Origin of the sequence: Sinomicrobium weinanense (assembly GCF_018863395.1) — a bacterium.
Taxonomy (GTDB): Bacteria; Bacteroidota; Bacteroidia; order Flavobacteriales; family Flavobacteriaceae; genus Sinomicrobium; species Sinomicrobium weinanense.
On sequence record NZ_JAHKRR010000013.1, the window covers coordinates 72,339 to 96,204 of the forward strand.

Genomic DNA, 23,866 nt, shown 5'->3' on the forward strand with positions numbered 1-23,866 from the left:
TGTTATTGGAAAGAGTGTCAATAATTATTCAAAGAAATGAATCAGAAGAAATACCATAACTGCTGGTTTACAAACGACCGGGTACATATGGCTGCCCTGATCCTGTTCTTGCTGTTGTTTGCCGAAAGCACAGGCAGGTCGAACATTCGAAAAGAGGCTGCCCAGAGGAAAATCAACATCGTGGTGATTTATGCCGATGACCTGGGGTGGACCGATCTCAGTTGCTACGGTAGTGATTTGTATGAAACCCCAGCCATCGATAAACTGGCCCGGGAGGGAGTAAAACTGACCGATGCCTATGCGGCCTGTACGGTTTGTTCGCCATCAAGAGCGGCACTGATGACGGGAAAATATCCGGCCAGGCTTCGTATTACGGACTGGATCGAAGGGTACAACTATCCGGATACAAAGTTAAAGGCACCGGGCTGGACGATGTATTTGGACACTGCAGAAACTACCATTGCAGAAGAACTGAAAAAGGCTGGTTACACCACCGGTATTGTCGGTAAGTGGCATCTGGGTGAAAAACCTGTGTACTGGCCGGAACATCACGGTTTTGATGTTAATATAGGAGGATATAAACGGGGACGTCCGGGATCGTATTTTTATCCATATAAGGGAAAAAATCCCGATTTGGGAACCCCTCCCGGCCTTGAAAAGGGGAATGATCATGAATATCTGACCTACCGTCTGACCGAAGAGGCTTCCCACTTTATACGCCGGAATAAAAACGATCCTTTTTTTCTCTATTTTCCACATTATGCTGTTCATACGCCATTACAGACCCCGGATTCACTGATCCAATATTATAAAGGCAAGAACAAGAAAGGCAGGCAGCACCGTAATCCCGTCTATGCGGCTATGATACATGCACTAGATCAAAGTGTGGCCCGTATCCTGGAAGTATTGGAAGAAGAAGGGCTTGCAGGACGCACAGCTATTTTTTTTACCAGTGACAACGGTGGACTGGTATTACGGGAAGTAACGGATAACACTCCACTTAGGGCAGGCAAAGGTTCTGCCTATGAGGGTGGGGTCCGCGTGCCGTTTATTGCCAGGATACCGGGTGTTACCCCGGAATCCGTTACTTGTTCCGAACCGGTAGTTACCATGGATTTATTCCCTACCATCACGGAACTGGCCGGCCTGGGAAAGAAGGAAAACGACGGAAAAAGCCTGATGGATTTGTTAAAAGACCCGCAATCAGAACTTGACCGGCCGGCGATATTCTGGCATTACCCCCATTATCACCCCGGTGGCGCAACTCCTTATTCGGCCATACGCCAGGGCGATTGGAAACTTATTCATTTTTTTGAGGACAATCGCGATGAGCTATACAACCTGAAGGAAGACATTGGAGAATCCCGTGACCTGGCTTCCTGGATGGCGGACAAGACCCTGGAACTGAAACAGGTCCTGGAATTGTGGTGGAGAGAAACAAAAGCGCAAATGCCCCTGAAAAACCTTCGCTGAATAATATCAACCTAAATCTTCGAATAACTAAAAATTTTTAAATGAAAAGACTCAACAGGTATTTTATGGTTCTCTTTGTTTTTCTGGTTCTGACTTCATGCATAGACACAGGTAATAAGAGGAAAAATGAGAAAACATCATTAAATGCAGCTACTGTACAAAAGAAACCTAACATCATTTATATTCTTGCCGATGACCTGGGCTATGGTGACCTGGGCTGTTATGGGCAAACAAAATTCAAAACGCCGAATATTGATAAGCTCGCTTCACAGGGAATGATGTTTACACAACATTATTCGGGAAGTACGGTCTGTGCCCCTTCCCGTTCCGCTTTACTGACGGGAATGCACACCGGGCATACCGCTGTAAGGGGAAATAAGGAGATCCAGCCCGAAGGGCAGTACCCCATACCGGATAATACATATACCCTGGCTGAGGCTATGAAGAAAGCGGGATATGTAACCGGAGCATTCGGCAAATGGGGACTGGGTTTCCCGGGCTCCGAAGGAGATCCTGTGAACCAGGGGTTTGATGTATTCTACGGGTATAATTGTCAGCGCCTCGGGCATCATTATTATCCGCGGCACCTCTGGTCCAATAAAGATTCTGTTGTCCTGGCACAGAATTCCGGAAAAAAAAAGGAAGTGTATGCGCCCGCGCTTATCCACGAAAAGACCCTGGAGTTTATAGAACAGTATAAAGAAGAACCCTTCTTTTTATACGTACCGTCGATTATCCCCCATGCTGAACTGGCCGCTCCCGAAGTGTTCATGAAAAAGAACCGGGGCAAATACCTCCCGGAGAAGGCCTATAAGGGCCTGGATGATGGGCCGGAATACCGGAAAGGACCTTATGAATCCCAGACGGAAACACATGCGGCTTTCGTGTCCATGATAGAAGTGTTGGATGAACAGGTTGGAGAGATCATGCAGAAACTGGAAGAACTGGGACTTGACGATAATACCATGGTGGTTTTCACTTCAGATAATGGTCCGCACAGGGAAGGAGGAGCAGATCCGGAATATTTTAACAGTAACGGTCCTTTCAAAGGGACAAAAAGGGATTTATACGAAGGCGGTATCCGCGTTCCTATGATCGTCAAATGGCCAGGAAAGGTCGAACCGGGAAGCTTCACAGACCATCTTTCTGCATTTTGGGACGTATTTCCCACCTTTTCCGAGATCATCGGTGTTGAAGTTCCGGATAACATAGACGGAATCTCATTTCTGCCCGAATTGCTGGGCCATAAAGATGAACAGGCAAAACACCAATATTTATACTGGGAATTTCACGAAAAAGGAGGGCGCCAGGCCGTGAGGATGGGCGACTGGAAAGCGGTAAAATACAATGTACTGCAACAACCGGATGCGCCTTTGGAATTGTATAACCTTGCCGACGATATCGGGGAAGAACACAATATTGCCGGTCAACACCCGGAGATCGTGGAGCAGATGGGGGGCATTCTGGATACAGTGAGGACCCCGTCGCAGGTATTTACATTTAGTCAGAGTACTTATCTCAACAGTAAGTGATTTAAGTATGGTGAAATATATGTTAACCATCGGAAATTTCACTGCTCATTATCAAAAATCAGTGTAAAATGAAACGTAGAGTCATACATGCCGGGACAAAATTAGACATGCCCGGGAAACGGCAAAAAAAGAATACATGGGTAAAATACCTGGTATTGGCCGGTGTAGTCTTCTCTTCCTGTGAAAAGGAAGTTTTTGAGGAAAAGACCCCGCCACAGGCCGAAGCATCACCCATGGTATTTGTCGGTGCTTCGGATTACAGCATGCAGGTTAATACCCAAAACCAGATGCAAAAGATCACACAGTGGGGGCATGACATCAAGCAGGATAATAAAGCTGCAAACCTGACCGTAGCGGCTTGCCAACAGATCTTTCAAAACGGGAAGTTCAATTTACTGCGGATCCCGATCTACGGGCAGGCCCATAATCCGGACGGATCGGTAAAAGAAGACTACCTGGTAAGAATGGCCCCTGTCAGTGTTCAGGACAATACGACGAAATGGGAAATAATCCCGGCCCAAAACGATTGGTTCTATATCAGAAACACGGCATATAACCAATACATTAAAGGTTTTGACGACGATGCGGTTGAAATTGCGCCGACCACCAACACAGGTTCCTGGACGCAATGGAAACTGGTAGATGCCGGTGATGGGTGGTCTTACATTAAAAGTCGGGGCCTTCAAAAGTATATGAGGGGAAAAAGCAATAATGCCATACACCTTACCGATGCTACCAGTACGGGTGTTTACACCCAGTGGAAATTAGTGGATACCGGTGATGGTTACCGGTATATTGAAAACCGGGGGCACAACACATACATACAGGCTGGCGGAAACCCCTATGAGGCGATCGTCGATGCGATTAACCGGGCCAAGAGCAACGGGAACCCCGATCTGTATGCTTCGCATAAAATTTATGACAGCCAGGACTTTCGCACCTACCACAATGTTAATTTCGGCCCGTTTTACACGACAAATGGCATTGATGCTACCGGGTTTGCATCAGCTATAGATGCCTTTATCGATTACATCTATGCACAAACCGGCAAAACAATAAAATACCTGGCGCCCAGGTGCGAGTTGGGAAATCACTGGACTACGGACGATTTTATTCAGGTGGTCAGTAACCTTACCCACAGCCCGCTCATTGTAAGCCCGGAAGCTGCCAATTGTACAAATTCGGTCGATTGGTGGCCGGCGGTGTCCCGGGTGACCGATGTAAAATCCACCCACAACAAAGAATTGGCCCCCGACTGGCCTGCAGGCGCAGAATTTAATTGGAATGGAGAAACCATAGGTGGCAATTCAGAAAAATTTTACCGCCTGATCAACGAATTCAACCAGTCGTTTTACAAGGGAAAAGTTACCGGGGTGGTCTTTTGGGGGGACCCTCATCTCAATAACACCAACGAAGACAACAACAATGGCCCCTTCCGAAGGGAGTTGGTAGAAGCCTCGTCCTATCCCCTGGTGCAATGCGATACTGTTTCGTATAGCTACGGTGCTGCGGCTATTGCTTTTAAAACCGATACGGCAGATAAGACCAAAATCTTTTACGGCGCTTTGGGAACTGTGAATTTTACTTTTGACGGCATATTGAACGTGTCCAGTATACCGGCTGACGCCACAGGCATTACGGGCAGTTCATTTATTATGAATGCCACGGGGAGCCAGGACTATCGTTCGTTTACCGTTAAAACCGGGTCTACTGCTATCGATATGGTTTCCACCGGCAGTCAGGGAGGAGATACGCAATGGGAAAAAATACCCTCCGAAGGTGAGTGGTTTTATCTCAGGAACAAGGCCTATGACCATTATGCAAAAGGCTTTGATAACGATTGTATAAGATTGGCATATACCGATAATACGGGAACCTGGACCCAATGGAAACTGGTGGATGCCGGTGAGGGGTGGTACCACCTCGAAAACCGCGGCTTTCAGAAATATATGAGGGGACAGACCGACAATACGATTCACCTTGCTGACAAAACCAGTACGGGTACCTGGACGCAATGGAAGCTGGTCGATACCGGAAATGGATATTACTATATCCAAAACCGTGGGCATAATAAAAACCTGCAGGCTGGAAAAGGATAAAAAGGTACGGAAAAAGGGTTGTTTACCAATGCGTAATTTTCGTTCAGGCCATTGATATTTAATTAAAGGCTGTATGGCAAAACCGATTATTGTTCGGTTTATGTTAAGATTCAGAGGTAAATAATGGAATATCCGGATAATGTAAATGAAGGAAGAGATACTATCGCACATCTTAAGGCTACAGTGTTTAATAATGTTATGGAGTTTGAAGTTACCTTTTTCAGAAATCACCTTCCAGTTTTTTTCCTTTTATATTCGGAAGGGGTTACCTTAAAAAACTCCTTAAAGCATTTTCGGAAATATTTTAAGTCGTTAAAGCCTACTTCATAGGCGATTTGGGAAATGTTCATGGTGGTCCGGGAGATCAGCAGCCCGGCCCTCTTGAGCCGGATGGTGCGGATAAATGCCGAAAGGTTCTGCCCGGTGAGGGCCTTTAATTTGGTATAGATCACCGTTCGGCTCATGTTCATCTGGTCTGTAAACATGGCGGTATTGAAATCCTGATCGGTAATGTGCTGTTCTACGACGGCGATCGCTTTTTCGAGAAAGAGTTCGTCGGCAGATGTTATGTTCAGTTTTTTAGGTTCCAGGATCAGGTCTTTTTTGAATTTGCGTTTCAGGTTTTCCCTTGTTTTCAGCAAATTATCTACCCTGGTTTTTAAGATCCCGGCATCAAAGGGCTTGGTAATATAGGCATCTGCCCCGGTCCTGTACCCTTTTTCCTGGTGTACCGGCGAGGTTTTTGCCGTGAGCAGTATGACCGGGATATGACTGGTGATCAGGGTTGTTTTAATACGGTCGCACAATTCGAAACCGTCCATGACAGGCATGCTTACATCGCTTATGATCAGGTCTACCGGGTTGTCGTGGGCTATGGAGATGGCCTGCTCCCCGTTTTCGGCGGCAAAAATACGGTAGCTGTCCTCAAATATTTCCTTGATAAAGTCCTGTACGTCCGGGTTGTCTTCTACGATCAATAAGCCGGGAAGGCCTTCCCTGTATACCTCCGCGGAAGGTGCGGGCGCCGTTCTCTCCGGTGGTTTGGTATTTTCGGTACCCGTATCTATAAAAAACTCATAGTCACCGATGTTCCCAGCTCCGTCAATACGTTCGCTTTCCGATAAGTGGCTGTTGCCCAATCTGAGGAAAACACTGAAACGGGTGCCTTTGGCTTCCGAGCTTTTTACAGTTATTTTGCCTTTGTGAAGTTCTACCAGCCTTTTGGTGAGGGACAGCCCTATACCGGACCCGGGGTCTTTTTGGCCCTGGTCGAGCTGGTAAAACCTGTCGAAAATAAACCTGAGCTCGTTTCCGGGGATGACAGGGCCAAAGTTTATAACGTCTATTTTAACATAGTCTGCCGGCTTTGCCCCTTGTTTTTTTGAAGTTGTGGCAACCTTGATAATGATCTTGTCGTTATCGGTAAATTTAAAGGCGTTGGAGAGCAGGTTAAACAAAATTTTCTTCAGCTTGATCTTGTCAAACCACACTTCGATATTTTTATGTTCGGCGATCCATTGATATTCGATGTTTTTTTTCGCCGCCAATGCATCGAACGACTTTTTAATGTCTGCGATAAAGGGAACGATATTACCCTTTGAAGCCCGGAGGAAGAGTATTCCGGACTCGCTTTTCCTGAAATCGAGTATCTGGTTGATAAGCTGAAGCAGCATCCGGGCATTCCGGTACATGATCTCGTGTTGTTCCCGGATATAAGGGTCGCCCGAATTTTTCCGGATCATTTTTTCAAGCGGGCCTATGATCAGTGTCAGCGGGGTCCGGAAATCGTGCGAAACATCGGTAAACAGCCTCAGCTTTAAGCGGTTTATTTCTTCCAGCCGTTCCTTTTCCTTTTTTTCCTTGATCCGGAGTAAGATCAGTTTGCGGATATACAGAGCTATTCCGATGCAAAAAACTGCGTAGAGCAGGTAGGCCCACCACGTTTTCCAGGGCGCGGGCAGGACCCCGATGTTCAGGGAATCCCCTTCTTCGTTCCACACGCCGTCGTTGTTGGCCCCCCTGACCCTGAACACGTAATTTCCCGGGCCGATGTTGGTATAGAAGGCCTTTTTCCGGTTTCCGGCATCATTCCAGGTTTTATCCAGGCCTTCGAGCATATAGGCAAACTCGTTTTTTTCGGGCTGCATATAGCTCAGGGCCGTAAAGTCGATGCTGAAATTATTCTCATGGTGCTTTAGCGTGATCTTTGAAACGGAATCGGTGATGATGGCATAGGGCGAATTGTTGACCTCGAGATGACTGATGTCTATTTCGGGCACAAACGTATTTCTCCGGATGTCACTGGGATTAAAATAGGTAAGCCCGTTGGTGCCCCCGAAAAACAACTCCCTGTTGCCGGTTTTTAAAAAGGAGCCATAGTTGAACTCGTTTCCCTGGAGGCCATCGGACTTGTAGTAATTCTTTACGGCGTTCGACCCGGTGTTCAGCCGGCTGATGCCGTTGTTGGTACTGATCCAGATATTGCCGTTGTCATCGGGGAGTATGCCGTATATAATATCGTTGGGCAGGCCTTCCCGGGTGCCGTAAGCTTCCGCTTTTTTGAGTTTGGGATCGTACATGAACAGGCCCTGCCCTTCGGTGCCGATCCAGTAATTGTTATAATTGTCTATAAAGATACAATTGATGTAGAGGGGAGGTTCTTTTTTTGAAGTCTTTTTTATCGGGATTTTGCTTCTTTTTTTCGTGGTGATGTTTATGGTTTCGAGCCCGTTGTCACCGCCTACGAGCAATACGTCGGGGTTTGGGGTCTGCACGATGTCCATGACGGTCCTTATATCGCTGTCAAACCTCGACAGTTGTTTGGTCTGTATATCATACCTAATAAGCCCGCCTGTCAATGTCCCGATCCAGATATTCCCTTTTTTATCTTCGAGCAGCGTCAATACTTTATAGGCTTTCAGGGAAATGTTGCCCGATTCCGGAAAATCGACCTCTTCAAACCGGAGCGGTTTTTTCCGGGGATCTAAAAAATTGACGCCCCCGTCGTGGATCCCTACCCAGATATTGTTGTTCCGGTCCAGGATCACCGATTTTACATTGTTGGCACTGAGGCTGTTTTTATCATCAGGGTCGTTTTTGTAGTAGGTGAACTCCCCTGTTTTTCTGTTGTAAAAATTAAGCCCTCCTCCTTCGGTGCCTATCCACAGGTTGCCGTCGGGGTCTTCGGCCATACCGCTTACTACCTTATAATTTAACTGGGTGGTGCTGTTGCCCGAAAGGATGTTCTTAAAGGCATCGTTGTCCCGGTTGTAATAGTTGATGCCGTCTGCCCAGGTGCCGATCCACATATCTCCCCTGGAATCGCGGGTAATGCTGTAAATGGAGTTCTGGCTTAGGCTGGTAGCGTTGTTTTTATCGTGCATAACGTGTTTCAGCCCGGAATACCCGGAATGAAGTATGTACAGGCCCGAGTAGGTGCCTATCCATAAATTCCCGGAGAGGTCTTCGCAGATGCTTCGCACCGCAGCGGTAACAGCTTTGTTGCCGTGCAATTCAAAATCCACAAAGGTATCTGATCCCGGGTCATACCGGGCAAGCCCTTCTTCATAGCCCAGCCAGATGGAATTCCGGCTGTCCACGAACAGGGCAGGAGGGCGGTTCAGGTGGATGTCGGCCTTTTGTTTCCGGGGATAATCGACACGCCTGAAAGTCCCCTGGTCCGGGTTGTAAATGTCGATATGCCTCGTGTTGCAGATCCACAGGTTACCATCGTCCGTTCTTAAAAAGCCCCGGATATTATTATTACTCAGAAAGGGCGCGTCTTTTCCTTCTTTCCGCAGCCTGGTGACCTCATCCGTATGAATGTTGACCTGGATGATGCCGTTATTGGTAGCCACCCAAAGCAGGTCGCGGTCTATCTGGGTGATCTCCCAGGTAATATGGTCCGTGGCGGTATTTTGGGTATTCGGATATTTGTACCGGACAAAGTTATCCTGCCCGGGATTGTATTTGCTTAAACCGTTCTGGGTACCGGTCCACAGGTTCCCGTAAGTATCTTCGTAGACGGAGTGGACATTGTTGTTGCTTAAACTGGTGGTATCGCCCAGGGTGTGCTTGTATACGACAAACCGGTTCCCGTCAAATTTATTAAGCCCGTCCCTGGTGCCGAACCACAAATACCCTTTTTTGTCCTGTAAAATGGCCATAACAGACCTTTGGGACAGGCCGTCGGCGGAGGTGAAGTGTTTAAATTTCAGGTCTTTCGGCATATGGTCCACACCCTGGCCCACGATGTGCTGAACACACCCGAGTAAACACAGCAGACTTAAAAAACGGTGGATCTTCATTCTTTTAAAAAATGGAATGAAATGTCAATTTAATTAAAATAACGTGAATCATGAATAAGAAAACAATAACAAGTGTCATTCCGACGGTAGGAGGAATCTATTCCCCGGGCCTTGGGAAGGGAGATTCTTCGCTTTGCTTTTTACCTATTTGCTAGCGCCGTGAGTTGTAATTAATCTTCCCAGTGATCCGTCCGGAAGGAGGAAGCAGGCAGCCCGGCAAGGTTGAACAGGCAGCCTTCGAGGTAATTCTCCCAGCCATACCTTACGGCAACGGGCCTGGCCACCTGGTCGCTCGAAACAATGAGTTCCCCTCTTTTTATTTCTGCTTTTGCCGGGTAAAACACCTTATCGGCCCCGGCAATCGTAAAATGATCGAGCGCTTTTCCGAAACTGGAAACACCGTCGGGGGCGTAGTCGAAATGGAGGTGGATCTCGCTGCCTTTGACTTCCATGGATTTATATACCGGCCCGCTGTACTGTATGCCCTTATAGCCGTAGGTTTTGGCCAGGGCCCAATAGGAGAGGCGTTTTGCGACCTCCTCTTTTTCGGCCGGGTGGATGCAGTGTTTTTCCCCGATATCGAGGGTTACGGCCATCCCGGTGTTGGAGGTGTTCTGCAAGGCGTGCAACTGGGCTTCGCGCAGAAAGGCCGAATTAATGTCAGGCTTGTATTCAAAAGGGGCTATTTGCACAAAATAAAAAGGGAATTCGCCGGAATTCCATTCCTTCCGCCAGCTGTTTATCATGGTGGGGAACAGTTTGGCGTACTGCCCGTGATTTCCCCTGTTCGATTCGCCCTGGTACCAGATCACGCCCTTAATGCCATAGGGGATCAGGGGATGGATCATGGCGTTGTACAATACAGAGGGGTCGTTCTTATTTATCTTTTCGGTATGGTCTTTTGTGTCTGTACCGAACCCTTCGTCCGCCAGTGTTTTTTTCCTGGTCCAGGCTTCTGCACGGGTGCCTCCAAAACTGCTGCAAATGATACCGACAGGAACGTTGATCTTTTCCTGGAGCATCTTTCCGTACAGGTAGGCCACGGCACTGAATTTTAAAACGGCCTCGGGGGAAGACTGCTGCCAGGTGCCTTCACAGCTGTCCAGGGGTTCCCTGCTCATATTCCGGCCTACGTGAAAGAGGCGGAGTTGCGGGTTGGAACTGTTCAAAACAAGGTCGTTGCTCCCGTTTACGGGCTGGCCCCTGAAGCCTTTTATCGGCATTTCCATATTGGACTGCCCGGAGCACAGCCATACTTCGCCCAACAGTACATCTTCCAGCAGAATTTTTTCGGTGCCCCTGATCTCCACGGTATAGGGACCGCCTGCTTTTTCGGTTTTAAGCGAGAGTTTCCATTTTCCGTGTTTGTCGGTAACAACGGTGCTCTTCCCGCCCCAGCCTGCATCGGCTTCGATCTTTGTGCCGGGCTTGTCCGTGCCCCATAGGGCAACCTCGGAGTTTTGCTGAAGCACCATATGGTCACTGAACAGGGAAGAAACTTTGGTCTGTGCATCGGTTGCAGCACTGATACCAAGGAACAGAAGAATAAGTAAAAGGTGTTTTGGTTGTTTCATCGGTTATTTTTTATAATGGATAAATATACGTATTAACGGGCTGAAAAACTGTATATCGATACTGTATGGTATTTTTCTCCGGGGTTTAAGGTTATGGACGGAAAACTGGGTTGGTTGGGCGCATCCGGGAAATGCTGTGTTTCCAGGGCAAATGCGGTCCTGTAATGGTCTTTTGCCCCCGATTTGAAGATGTTCTTGCTCCGCATGAAATTTCCGCTGTAAAACTGTATTCCGGGCTCCCGGGTGTAAACCTCCATGACAATGCCCGATTTGTCGCCCGTAACGGAGCCCACATGGTTCATCCCGTTTTTCCCGGTACCGTTCAATACGAAATTGTGGTCATAACCGCTCCCTTTTTTCAGTTGGTCGCTCTTTGTTTCTATCCGTTCGCCAATGGTGTGCGGCGTGGAAAAATCAAAAGGTGTCCCTTTGACATCGGCGATCTCCCCGGTGGGGATGAGGTCTGCATCCACAGGGGTGTAGGCATCGGCATTGAATTGCACCACATGGTCCAGGACAGTGCCGCTGCCTTCCCCGTTGAGGTTAAAAAAGGCATGATTGGTGAGGTTGACCACGGTGGTTTTATCGGTAGTGGCCTCGTATTCCATTTTGATGCTTTTATCGGGGGTAAGGGTATAGGTCACTTTTACGTTTAAAGTACCGGGAAAGCCCATTTCCATATCCGGGGAAACATAGGTCAGGACCAACGTGTGTTCATCTTTTTTTTCGGCGTCCCAGACGATGTCCTGGAAACCCTTTGTGCCGCCGTGAAGCGCATTTTTGCCATTGTTGACGGGAATGGAATACTCCCGTCCGTTCAGGGTGAACTTTCCTTTGGCAATACGGTTTCCTACCCGGCCTATGATGGCCCCGAAATAGCGTTGGTCGGACTCCCGGTAGGTTTTTATATCGGCCATTCCGGCAATAACATCGGTGGGGTTACCGTTCCGGTCGGCCACCCGTAAGCTCAGCAGCCGCCCGCCGTAATTGGTAATGGCTGCTTCGATACCTTGATTCCGGATGCGGTATAATTTTACGGGTTTACCGTCTATGACCGTTTCAAAATCTTTTTCCGCAAGTGGGGCTGGGAGTGGTTTGTGTACGGTTTCCCGGTGATCTTCCGGCGATCCCGGTTGTGCTTCCTGCGTACTTTGTTTACAGGAGGCCGAAAAAAGCAGGGCAATAAGCAGTATGGCAAAGCATGGATTTCTCTTCATAGGTCTGAATTTCGGATTATGGACTCGTTTTTGAACTGTGGCTCGTTACAGGCCTTTTTCCCTTAGGCGGGAAAGGGCTTCGATATAATAATAGTCGGCATAGTTTATAGGAACATCTATTTCATTCCCGTGTGGGATGCTCCCCACGCTGTGCATTAATACAAAATGCCCGTTCTCTCCTTCTTTTGCCGTATAGGCACTGCCGGCCAGCGAATCCAGGATGTGTAGGGCCTGTTGCATATACCTGTCACCCGTATAATCGCTCAGTTCGATAAGGGCAGATGCGATGATGGCCCCGGAGGAGGCGTCCCTGGGCTCATCCGGAATGTTCGGGGCATTGAAGTCCCAGTACGGAACGCCGTCTTCGGGATAATTGGGGTGATTAAGAATAAAGGTTGCTATTTTTTCGGCAAAATCGAGATATTTTTTGTCTTTGGTATAGCGGTAACACATGATATAGGCATACAAGCCCCAGGCCTGCCCGCGCGACCAGGCGCTTTCGTCCGAATACCCCTGGGCGGTGACCTTAGCGGAGATCGCTCCCGTTTCCGGGTTGTAATCCAGTACGTGGTAAGAGCTTCCGTCCGGCCTGAAATGGTTTTGCATGGTGGTGTTTGCATGGGTTATGGCAATCTCCCTGTACCTGTTGTTTCCCGTTATTTCCGATGCCTCGAACAGCATCTCCAGGTTCATCAGGTTATCTACGATGACCGGGAATTTCCAGCCCCGTTTGCTCTGCCAGTTATCTACGACATCCCAGCTCTGGACGCACCCCACATTTTTGTTAAAGCGGGTGATCAGGGCATTGGCGGCATCGATCAGGACCTGTTTGTATTTTTCTTCGCCAGTGATCCGGTAGGCTTTGCCAAACGAATTGTTAAAGATAAAACCGAGGTCATGGTCGTTGGTGAGGTCTTTGTGGTGTATAAACAGGTTTTGCGCAGCAATGGCCGCTTCTTTCCATTTTTCATCCTGTGTCCTTTCGTACTGCATCCAGCAGGTACCGGGCCAGAACCCCTCGGTCCAGTCATAGGGCTGCCTTGTCCAGATATTTTTACCGTTTTTGTCAATACTTCTCGGGATCTTTTTTTCCTGTATGGAAAGCGTGCGTAACGCGGTGAGTTGTTGTTCGCTTTTTTCCAGTCGTGCTTCAGTGGTCCCGGGCGATTTACAATTTAAGACAGTTAAGGAAAGCAATAAGATCGTCGACTTGATGATTTTCATTATGGATTGTATTTTGTATTTGTAATATTTTAGTTTCTGATTATTTTTTTAGTGGTTACAGTCCCGAAATCATCGGTGACCTGAACGAGGTAGATGCCGGGTTTTATATGCTGCAGGCTTAAGGTCATTGTATGGCTTCCGGAGGAAAAATTATAGGTCTTGTCCAGTAAACAGGTCCCGGAGTTGGTAAACAGCTTTACTCTTGCCTGCTTTGCGCCCTCCCGGATGTGATGCAGGGTGATATGTCCGGCAGACGGGTTGGGGTAGACGATAACATCGCTTTCGGTGGTTTTGAATGCACTTGTCCCCGAACCTTCGCTTAAGGGGGAGGCCCCTGTGGAGATCAGTTTAAATACAAATTTGTCTACCCTGTAACTTCCCGAAGCACTGGTGTTGAAGATAGAGGCCAGATCGAAATCTGTCTGGCCTCCCGATATGTTGATATCGAGATTTTCGACATCCACAAATCCCGTTCCCGAGGGGAGAATGACATCTGCCGCAGACAGGTCGCCACCAAATGAGATCCTTTTGGAAGTGTCATTCCTGTTTACGATCATCCCTGTTTCTTCGCCTCCTGCAAACCTGATCCCTACCTTTATTAATTGCAGGTCGGCCGAACCCGGCAGGTCCGAACAGTCGAACCCTACGCGGTAGCCTTCGCCCGGGTCTATGCCGTTACTGGGGCCCCCGCGGATCCCGAGTTCGCCTGTTGAACTCCTGTCAATCCCGGCCTCGCTCAGCAGGGCCCCGTAATTGGTCCCTTCACCGGTGTTGGTAGTGCCCATACCGTGCCACCTGAAAAAGAACGGTTTGCCAAAGACGCTGTCGATATCGGTGGTGCCGTAAACGGTCCAGGCATAATCGGTAGAAATGCCTCCTATGCCCACATTTCCCTGCGCATCGATGTGAAATTCGGAAGTGTCGTAATACAAGGCGTTGGCCTCCCGCCCCGTATTGGGATCGGGAACTTCCAGCAGGATGTTATTTACGGGTTCTGCGGTAGAAGGAGGCACTTCGGCGCCGTCTTTCAGGGTTACGGTAAATGTCACATTTTCATGGGCAGGGACGGTAGCTTCAAATCCTACCATTACCGTGCCCGGGTTTTTCCTTTCGTAGGTGGCCGAAGGAAAATAGTCGACAGGATCGGTAGAGCGGTTATCTGCAAGGGTGAAAGTAACCAGGGGATTGGAGGAAACGATCTCCAGTTCTACGGTTTTGCCGCCCTGTGTCAACTTTAATTTGGAGGGGCTTACGGTTTCTACCAGGGCCGTGGTGACCATATTCCAGTAAATATCCATGGACTGCCCCTTGTTATTGATAAAGTCCTTAATTTCAAGGTAAGATTCATCCACCAGGTAGATGCTTCTGTGGATGGCATCCAGGTTGTTGTTCAAGTCGATGAGGTCTTTTAAATGTACCCTGGCCCCTCTTTTTGCCGGGGTGTCATAGATCTGGCCAATAGTGGCATGGCCACCTGCCTTGTGATGCTGCCACTCACTGTCCGAACTTTTTTTGATCGATAGGGTGTTGTGGTTCAGGTTGCTCACCCGGAAAATGTCCCATCGGGAGGAGCCCTGTGAAAAATCGTTCGTACTTCCGGGGGGATCTATCCCGGCTTTTACGGCTTCATAATCGTATTTTCCGAAATCCATTCCCCAGCGTAGTCCCTGGGAATCGTATACAAAAGACCCGCCATCCATCTGGGCATGGCTATACGTTGGCGTTCCCCCCTTAACACCCATATATTTTCCGTTGGGACCCTGCCAGTCCGTACGGACCAGGACAATAGGCTGCTCCCCGTAACCGTTCCACATTTTTGATTGCGGGGGAGCCAGATTATTCATGTCGATCTCTTTTCCGTATACCAGTGCTATGGGCAAAAAACGGGAATCATCGGAATAATCGCTGGCATACCGCCCGTTTTTCATCAGTTCTTTTTCTACGGTAAGCAGGGAAGGGTTCCCGGCTTTACCGGCCATCCATAGGGTCGCGGGAAGGGGGACCCGTTTTTCGGTGCAATCGCTGTAATTGAAATACAGCGAAGAAGTTCCCGTGACGTATTGCATATACTCGGCAGACTCCAGGAAGCCCGGGGTATAGGTCAGCCTGTTGGTCGTTTCGTGGTTCTGGCCGTAAATCCCTTCGAGGGCAGACAGCAACAGCACTTCATAGGTAGTTCCGTACGACCAGTACATGGGGCCTTCCTGGTAGTTCCCGCCGGCATAGGTATTCATGGAATTGGGGTTTTTTACCGCGATATTGTTTAAGATAAATTTGGCTTCCTGGTTCATCTGGGTAGTGCCGTCCCCGTATATGGCCAGTGCCCCATAGGCCAGCCCCCCGATACACACCTGGTTCCAGTTGGAGGTCATGTCCCAGAAGGGCTTGTTCTTTTGGGTGAGGAAGGCATAGTTCAATATGGCTTCCCGGGCATTTTGTTTTGTGGCGGCGGCAAGATCGTTATAGAGCCAGTCATACCCGAGGGCCACGGCAAAGCACATCTCGGCGGTGTCCAGCGAATACGTGACCCAGTCGGGGAAGTCGCAAACGGTATTGATCACTTCTTCGGCCTTGGTCAGGTATGAGGCCTGGCCGGTCACCCGGTAAGCATAGGCCAGGTAAAAAATTTGCTTTATGGCTTTTCTGGCCGTCGCTAAAAGACGGTTGTTACTGGGGTTGTATGTCAACGGGCTTGCCTGGGTAAAGGCATCGGCCTGTTCCAGGATATAGGAATGTATTGCATTGAACTCCCCGGACTGGTTTACGAGCGACTGGATTTCGGATTCTTCGCCCGGTTTGAGCAGGAGCCTCGGGTGTGGTTTGTTTTCAATGACAGCGGGATTAAAAATGTTGGTCAGGACCTTTAGTTCTACCTGTGTGATCCTGAAGGCGCTGGAAACCGTGGTATTGCTGAATACGGACACCAGGGATTCGTTCACTTCCCCGCCGGTGACGTACAGGTTAAACGAGGAAACATCGATGACCCCTGCGCCATTGCTGAGTTCGTAATCCACACCCGGGGCCCCGGGATTCCCGAAAGTAAACCTTTTTAAGGGGTTTTTCCGGCTTACGATCATTCCGGTTTCGCCCGGATCGGATAAATGGGCCACTGCTATTTTGGTGATCTGGACCGCGGCCGTGGAATTCAGGTTGGTCAGGTCCAGGCCAAAATAAAAACCTTCGCCGGAGTCGATCCCGTTACCGATACCCCCGCGTATGCCCAGGGCACCGTCTGAGGCCCTGTCTATCCCGCCCGGGGAGGTCATTTCCCCGAAATCATTCCCTTCGGTGGTGTTTACGCCTGCCATACCCCCGAAGGTGATCGCAAAAGTCTTGTCCAGGGCGCCCGTGGGGGTAACTGTTGTTGCGGTAACACTCCAGTCGTCATAGCTGTTACTGTTGTAATAGGAAACCGTACCTGAGGCATCTGTTTGGAGTGTAGATGCATCCGTATACCTGGTGTTTCCTTCAGAGCCCCCGGGCAGGGGATCGAGAACGATCGTATTGTTCTGTGCGTAACAGCTACCCGCTAACAGCGAAAAAAAAAGGACTATGAGCTCGTAATTTTTTTTCATGGTTTTGGTTGGTTTTACATTAATGGGATGCTTTTCGATATTTTTCCAGGTTTTCGTCCAGCAGTTTTTCCATTCTTTGAACGACGGACCTGTATTTTTTGAATTTGGCAAGGTTGGTAATGTCTGCCCGCCCCCCGGAATGATCGTACAATTCTTTATCTAAAACGATCCCGGGGTTTTCATAAGATTGCCATCGTGTAAAACGGTAATGCCCGTCCGTAACCGAATATCCCATGACCTCCTGGTGGGTTTTGTCGTTTTTCAGGGCTTTTCCCCTGGGATATTGGCTCATGGCCACTTTTTTGACCGTATACGCGGGGTCTTTTATCACGGGCATTAAACTTTCGCCCTGGAGGTGGCCGGGAAGTTCAATACCGGATAATTCGCAGAGTGTGGGATAGAGGTCTACCAGTTCTACCAGCGACCTGCTGCTTTTTCCTCCCGGAAAACCCGGGTCGCTTATGATCAATGGGGAGCGTGTATCTAATTCGGTATTTGAATGTTTGGCCCACATGCCGTATTCGCCCAGTTTCCAGCCGTGGTCGCCCCAGAGTACCACAATGGTATTTTCCCGGAGGCCCAGCTCGTCGAGAGCGTCCATCAGCCTGCCCACCTGGGCGTCGATCATGCTTACGGAGGCATAATACCCGTGTATCAGGTTACGGCTGAGGTCGTCCGGGAGATAGCCCTCTTTTTTATAGCTGTCGATTCCGTAATATTTTTTTAATTCGCCGGACCAGCGGACAAAAGCGTATTTCGAAACACCTTCCGGGTCTTCTCTTTTGGGAATTTCGATCTTGTCCGGATCGTAGAGGTCCCAATACTTCTTTGGGGCCACAAACGGTAAATGGGGATTTTTGAACCCTACCGCCATAAAAAACGGTTTATCCTTTAATTCGCGTATACGTTCTATGGCGATCCGTGCGATAATAGCGTCGGTCATTTGTGCTTCGGGGGCCCCGGATTTATAGTAGGGGAGGTGTTTGCCGTCTAATCTCGGAAAGTCCGATTCCAGTCTTGTGGTATCTCCCCGCCTGACCCTTTTCAGGTTTTCAACTTCACGTTTATAGTCCCATGAAGGTACGGACCACGATAATTCATCGTCCTGATTACCGTGGCCCATATGGTATATTTTGCCTACGACTTCTGATGTATAACCGTGATCTTTAAATTGCTGGGGCAGGGTTACCACATCCGGGGCCGTTGTCCTGAAAAAGGTGCCGAGGTCGTAAATATTCATGGCATCGGGCCGCAACCCTGTCATGATGCTGTTTCGCGACGGGGCGCAGACGGCCTGCTGGCAATACGCATTTTCAAACAGCATTCCCCGCCGGGCCAGTTTGTCGATATTGGGCGTTTTCATATAGGCAGCTCCGTAACACCCCAGTTCCGGCCGGAGGTCATCGACCGCGATGAACAGGATGTTTTTTTTAACGGTACTGCCGTCCTGTTGTGCCCTTGAGTACGGGGCAAAACACAAACAAATCATAAGCAGTTTATACCACCTGGACGAATTTGCCATTTGCAGTTTCATTTTTTGCGGATTTTAGTGTTGCACACAGTGCGTGTTTTACGGTAAACAATGTACTGTATTTCGGGTTCTGAAAAGGGGGGGTAATCGTCTAAACAGGAGGTATAAATAGTCTGTTTTAAATGAATGAATCACCCGTGGAAACAAGGGAGAATAATCCAGAAACCTCCTTGGACGAATGGACTTGCCATCAAAATACCCCCTTGATTTAGACGATTATCCCCCCTTGGTAATATTTGTTTTTTTTAATATTTGTGAATAATTCGGTTTTATTGTTAACATTCAGCCAAAATCATCACCTTTTAATTTATGAATTATGAAAAACAGAAGATTTCTTTTATTGCTGTTTTACCTTCTGGCGATATCGGCCTGTGACGATTCTTCCTTTAAATCGGATCCGGGAGAAATAGGGGACCCGGCAAACCTGAACTATGTGAGTATTACGGATGCGAGAGAGAGCAGAAATATTGCCACCATACCTCCCACCGTTCAAACAGGTGGTCTTACCCCTGAGTTTGAACTGGTGAGTATAAGAAAAGAAGATGGTACCCTGCTGGACGAATCGTATCTGCAATACGTGAGCATTGGCGAAAGTAGTTCTGTTGAATTTGAGGTAGACCCCGAAGAAGGTAAGGTTGATGAAAATGGCAACCCCCTGGAATCTGTCAATGCAACGAACTCGGCCAGTAATGGTATTATTTCCATAGCCGGCGGTCATAATTTTACCGTAGGCGATTATTATTTTACCATTAAAGTGAGTACGGAAGCCAAAGGCGTGGAATATTCGACCGTGTTCGAGGATGCTTTTCACCTTTATATAGCCCCGCTTCTGCCCGGTAGTTTGATCTACTCTCCCAAAAACCAGAACCTGGTGTACGGCGATCCAGAAAGCAAGACAAGCGCACCCCTTCTTCCCAATGCCAATCCAGATGTTACCTTCGAACTGGGGGACCATACCGATAAACTGGCCATTAACGGGGAAACCGGGGAGATCTCCCTGGCCCCGGACTTTACATATTCGGTCTATGATACCTTATCTCCTACGGTCCGGGTGGTGAGCAATATCAGTAATGAAGTAACGGTATTTGAAGACAAAATAACAACGATCATTACAGATACACCGCAAGAGATGCCCGTTGAAACCGTTTATCCGTTCTATCCTACTTTAAAGACCTCGGGGTCTTTCCCGACAGGAGGGGAAGGGTTTTCCGTTCAGGTTGTTGTTCCCGGAAACGGGGAAGATATCTGGGGTGTTGTAGATAACAGTGCCGGGAGATTTCTGGAGACCCCTGAAGAAAGGCCCGGGGAAAATACATCCCAGACGGTTCTTGAAACCCAGACTTTTGCCGGTGGGGTAACACATCCTGCCACTTCATGGATGGTTACCGGCACACAAGACCTGACATTGTTTCAATACGGTTATGACCTTTCCTTTAACTATTACTATCAACCGGCCTACCAGACCTACATGGAAGACGGGCGGACCCCCACAGACCTGGAAGTGTATATCTCTACCGATTATACCGGGGGGGACATCCAGGACAAAGAAGGGAACTGGCTCAACGGCACCTGGATCCGGGTCAATGAGAGCATAAGGTGCAGAAGGTCGGAGGGCGTAACCGACGGCAAGTCTTCCGGTCCGCCCTGGGGCCCCGAATTTATCGGAACTCCATATCCCGGCAACCAGGAAGGCCCCGATCCGGATGGGAGAAAAACACCCGGTACCACATTCTATGGGAAATGGGTGAAATGTTCATTCGATATTCCTTCGGAATTGATCTCCCGGAACTTTACGGTGGCCTTTAAGGTGGCCTCCTATTTTGAGGGAGAATTATTGAACAACGCAGAGGTGCCCGGAAGAGGGGGAACGTATTTCCTTTCCGACTTTAATTACAGGGCAGACGAGTCAACCGATTAATGCGGTGCCCGATCCTCATTTATAAATAAACCGGTCAGTCCGGGCAAACTCCCCGGGCTTTAGGGTAAAAGGGGAGTGGCCTGCATATTTTCCGGAAGCAAAAAAATAAACATATCGTTAGTTTGCAAACCAGAAAACGATGAAATAGTCGGAAGCCGGTCCCTCGACTTTAGCCTGTCCTGAGCCTGTCGAAGGGCTCGGGATGACAGTTCGAAATCGGAAGTAAATATACTTCGGACACCGGACTTCTGACCTCAAAAACAAACCATATGAAACCAATCAAACTTTTAGTACTATTGTTTTTTATCCCGGCAGTCGGTGTCTTTGCCCAAACGACCATTACAGGTACTGTCACCGATGATAAAGGGGTGCCCATACCGGGGGCCAATGTTATTGTAAAAGGCATCCCGAAAGGGACCACAACGGATTTTGACGGGAACTATGCCATTGAAGGTATAGAACCATCGGACATCCTGGTATTTTCGTATGTGGGGTTTAAAACAGTTGAAAAGAATGTATTTAGCCAGACGACGATCCATATAACCCTCGAACCGGACCAGGTACAGCTGAACGAAGTGGTGGTTATCGGGTATGAGGCTGTCAGAAAGAAGGACCTCACCGGTTCGGTATCTGCCATAGACCCCGAGGAACTTTCGGTGGCCCCAACAGCGAATTTCGACGAAGCCCTTGCAGGCCGGGCAGCCGGGGTACAGGTTACGGCGGGCGACGGAACGCCCGGGAGTTCCCAGAATATAGTGATCCGGGGAGGGAATTCGATAACGGGTGACAATTCACCTTTGTATGTGGTAGACGGCATTCCCCTTGAGGACTTCGACCCGTCCAGCATCAATACCCGCGACATTGAGAGTTTCGATATCCTGAAGGATGCCTCGGCAACCGCAATTTACGGTTCGCGCGGGGCCAATGGTGTTATTGTGATCAATACGCGCAGCGGCCGGTCTGACGGGAAAACGGATATAAACATAAGTTCGTTCTCCAGGGTACAGATCATTCCCAACCGGTTGGAGGTGCTGAGCCCTTATGAATTTGCCAGATACCAGGAAGCACTGGCCTATGCCAATGATAACTACGACCCGGGGCAGAACGTAAGGATATTCAAGACCAACTGGATCGACCCGGAATTGTACAGAAATGTGAAGGGGACCGACTGGCAGGACGAGATCTTCAGAACGGCATATACCAGCAACCACACACTTTCCCTGAGGGGCGGGAACGAAAAGACCTCCCTGTATTACAGCGGAAATTTTCTCGACCAGGAAGGGACGCTCATTACTACAAGTTTTAAAAAGATCAATAACCGGTTGAAATTTACGCACAAAGTAAATGACAATCTCAAGGTCAACGGCCAGATAGAATACAGTAAAATAAAAAGTAAAGGCTTACAGGTAGCCGGAAATACCAGGACCAGCGTTATACGGGATGCGGTTTCCTTCAGGCCGGTCAATCCCATAAACTGGAGCGATGAAGAGGAAAGTGCCATACAGGACCAGGACCCCTACCTGTACGATCCTGTAAAAACACTGGAAAATACCGACAGGGCAGTGACCAGGGATGTGCTCTCCGGAACACTGGGGCTCAATTATAAGTTTCTGGAGAAATTCACCCTGAATGTCAACGGGAATTACAGGACCACCAGCCAGGAAAGTACCATATTTTTTAACGCAGACACCCAGCAGGCATCCAGGACCAACCGGGGCATACACGGTTCTATATCCGATATCCGATGGGATATATTGTCAACTTCAAACACCTTGAAATTCAGTGACAGGAAAGGAAGTCATGTCTATGGCGCACTGGTAGGGATGGAGGCCCAGTACAGTACCAGGGAGGCATCCAACCTGGAAAACAGGAATATCCCGACAGACCAGTTCGGTATAGACAACCTGGGGATCGCAACAACGGCGACAATAGCGGGGTCTTCCCACTCGGCCAATGCCTTATTGTCTTATTTCGGAAGGGTCAATTACAGCTATAAGGACCGCTACCTGGCCACGGTTAATTTCAGGACCGACGGGTCTTCGAAATTTCAGAAAGAGAACCGGTGGGGCTATTTTCCGTCTTTTTCGCTCGCCTGGAGAGTGTCGGAAGAAGGATTTATGAAGGGCGTCGAGGCCGTATCCGATTTAAAGATAAGAGCGGGCTGGGGATTGACGGGAAACAACCGCATCGGGGATTTTGCCGCCTATAACATGTTTGCGGTCAATGCATCCAGCGGTTATGTGTTAGGGCCAAACCAGGATTTTTCGCCGGGGGCCTATCAAAGTAATATGGCAGTCCCCGACCTGCGTTGGGAAACAACGGCCCAGACCAATGTGGGCCTGGACCTGAACCTCTTTAACAGGTTTAGCCTCACGGTAGATTACTACAAAAAAAGAACAAAAGACCTGTTGCTGGATGCCGATATGGCCCTGAGTACCGGGTTTGACAGGGTACAGCAAAACGTAGGTGAGATTTCCAATGAAGGGATGGAATTTTCCCTGAATTTCCGGAATATCAGGAAAGAACGGTTCCGTTGGGAAACGGATTTCAACATCTCGTTCAACAAAACCAGGACAGAGAAGCTGAACAGCGGACAAAATGAAATTCTTATAGACCCCGGGTGGGACCTGCAGTTTATGCAGACCGAATACCAGTATATTACCAGGATAGGCCATCCTGTGGGAATGATGTACGGGCTTGAGTTTGACGGTATCTACCAGATGGAGGACTTTGTACTGACCAATGGCGGGGATTATGAACTGAAAGAAGGGATTCCCACCTATCGTACCGTAATGCGGCCGGGGATGGTGAAATTCAGGGACCTCAATGGCGACGGGGTGATCAATGAAGAGGACCGGACCATCATAGGAAATCCGCAGCCGAAGCATATCGGGGGATTGTCCAACAGTTTTAAGATCGGGGCTTTTGATTTTCAGTTCCTGCTGCAATGGGCCTATGACTTTGATATACTGAATGGCAATAAATCGGAATTCGGAAGTATATACCGGCAAAACAGGAACGGCCTGACGTCCCTGGCCGACATCTGGACACCGACAAACACCGAAACAACCATAGGCGGGATGAGATATGATGGGGTAAATTTAACAGCGCCTTTCGGCTATAAGCTCGATACCCGGCATATCGACGACGGCTCCTATTTAAAACTCAAAACAGTGGTCCTGGGATATAACCTGCCAGAAGAAGTGCTCGGCAGACTGAAGCTGAAAAAGTGCAGGTTGTCGGTGTCCGCACAAAATATCTATACCTGGACCCGTTACGAAGGCTATAATCCGGATGTGTCGGTCGGAAGGTTCGGGGCTTTGACCCCCAGGCTGGATTACTCCGCCTATCCGCAAAGTGTCACGGTGTCGGGAGGAATTGAACTTACATTTTGAAAAAACAGTTATAAATTTTGA

General features: G+C 48.7%; 11 protein-coding genes. 5 read left to right on the plus strand and 6 right to left on the minus strand.

Annotated features, from left to right (window positions below; genetic code table 11):
- Window positions 1-36: 36 nt before the first annotated feature.
- The 3 genes from KN811_RS20750 (at window position 37) to KN811_RS20760 (ending at window position 5,104) form a co-directional block, all read left to right on the plus strand.
- A complete protein-coding gene (locus KN811_RS20750; protein ID WP_216335000.1) occupies window positions 37-1,473 on the plus strand; it encodes a sulfatase in 1,437 nt (478 codons plus the stop codon).
- Between the two features lie 41 nt (window positions 1,474-1,514).
- Entirely contained in the window at window positions 1,515-3,005 is a 1,491-nt protein-coding gene (locus KN811_RS20755; RefSeq protein ID WP_187966309.1) for an arylsulfatase, read from the plus strand.
- 68 nt (window positions 3,006-3,073) lie between these two features.
- Window positions 3,074-5,104: an RICIN domain-containing protein gene (locus tag KN811_RS20760; RefSeq protein WP_187966308.1), complete on the plus strand. Its 2,031-nt coding sequence runs from the start codon at window positions 3,074-3,076 to the stop codon at window positions 5,102-5,104.
- 227 nt (window positions 5,105-5,331) lie between these two features.
- Here KN811_RS20760 and KN811_RS20765 read toward each other — a convergent pair whose 3' ends face one another.
- The 6 genes from KN811_RS20765 to KN811_RS20790 all read right to left on the minus strand — a co-directional run bounded on the left by KN811_RS20765 (window position 5,332) and on the right by KN811_RS20790 (window position 18,535).
- On the minus strand, window positions 5,332-9,411 hold the full coding sequence (locus KN811_RS20765; protein WP_216335002.1) for a hybrid sensor histidine kinase/response regulator transcription factor: 4,080 nt from the start codon (window positions 9,409-9,411) through the stop codon (window positions 5,332-5,334).
- Between the two features lie 170 nt (window positions 9,412-9,581).
- Entirely contained in the window at window positions 9,582-10,985 is a 1,404-nt protein-coding gene (locus KN811_RS20770) for a sialate O-acetylesterase (RefSeq protein WP_187967699.1), read from the minus strand.
- 32 nt (window positions 10,986-11,017) lie between these two features.
- Window positions 11,018-12,202 (minus strand): aldose epimerase family protein, encoded by a 1,185-nt coding sequence (locus tag KN811_RS20775; protein WP_187967698.1) that lies wholly within the window; start codon window positions 12,200-12,202, stop codon window positions 11,018-11,020.
- Window positions 12,203-12,247: 45 nt separating this feature from the next.
- A complete protein-coding gene (locus KN811_RS20780; protein WP_216335004.1) occupies window positions 12,248-13,426 on the minus strand; it encodes a glycoside hydrolase family 88 protein in 1,179 nt (392 codons plus the stop codon).
- A gap of 29 nt (window positions 13,427-13,455) precedes the next feature.
- Entirely contained in the window at window positions 13,456-17,001 is a 3,546-nt protein-coding gene (locus KN811_RS20785; protein WP_187967153.1) for a T9SS type A sorting domain-containing protein, read from the minus strand.
- Window positions 17,002-17,020: 19 nt separating this feature from the next.
- Window positions 17,021-18,535 (minus strand): sulfatase, encoded by a 1,515-nt coding sequence (locus KN811_RS20790; protein ID WP_216335005.1) that lies wholly within the window; start codon window positions 18,533-18,535, stop codon window positions 17,021-17,023.
- Between the two features lie 313 nt (window positions 18,536-18,848).
- On the opposite strand from KN811_RS20790, the gene KN811_RS20795 reads away from it, so the two are divergent.
- Window positions 18,849-20,450: a hypothetical protein gene (locus KN811_RS20795; RefSeq protein WP_187967152.1), complete on the plus strand. Its 1,602-nt coding sequence runs from the start codon at window positions 18,849-18,851 to the stop codon at window positions 20,448-20,450.
- A 269-nt stretch (window positions 20,451-20,719) separates the two neighbouring features.
- Window positions 20,720-23,845 carry a SusC/RagA family TonB-linked outer membrane protein gene (locus tag KN811_RS20800; protein ID WP_187967151.1) on the plus strand — a complete coding sequence of 1,042 codons (3,126 nt, stop codon included), beginning with the start codon at window positions 20,720-20,722 and terminating at the stop codon, window positions 23,843-23,845.
- The last annotated feature ends 21 nt before the right edge of the window (window positions 23,846-23,866 follow it).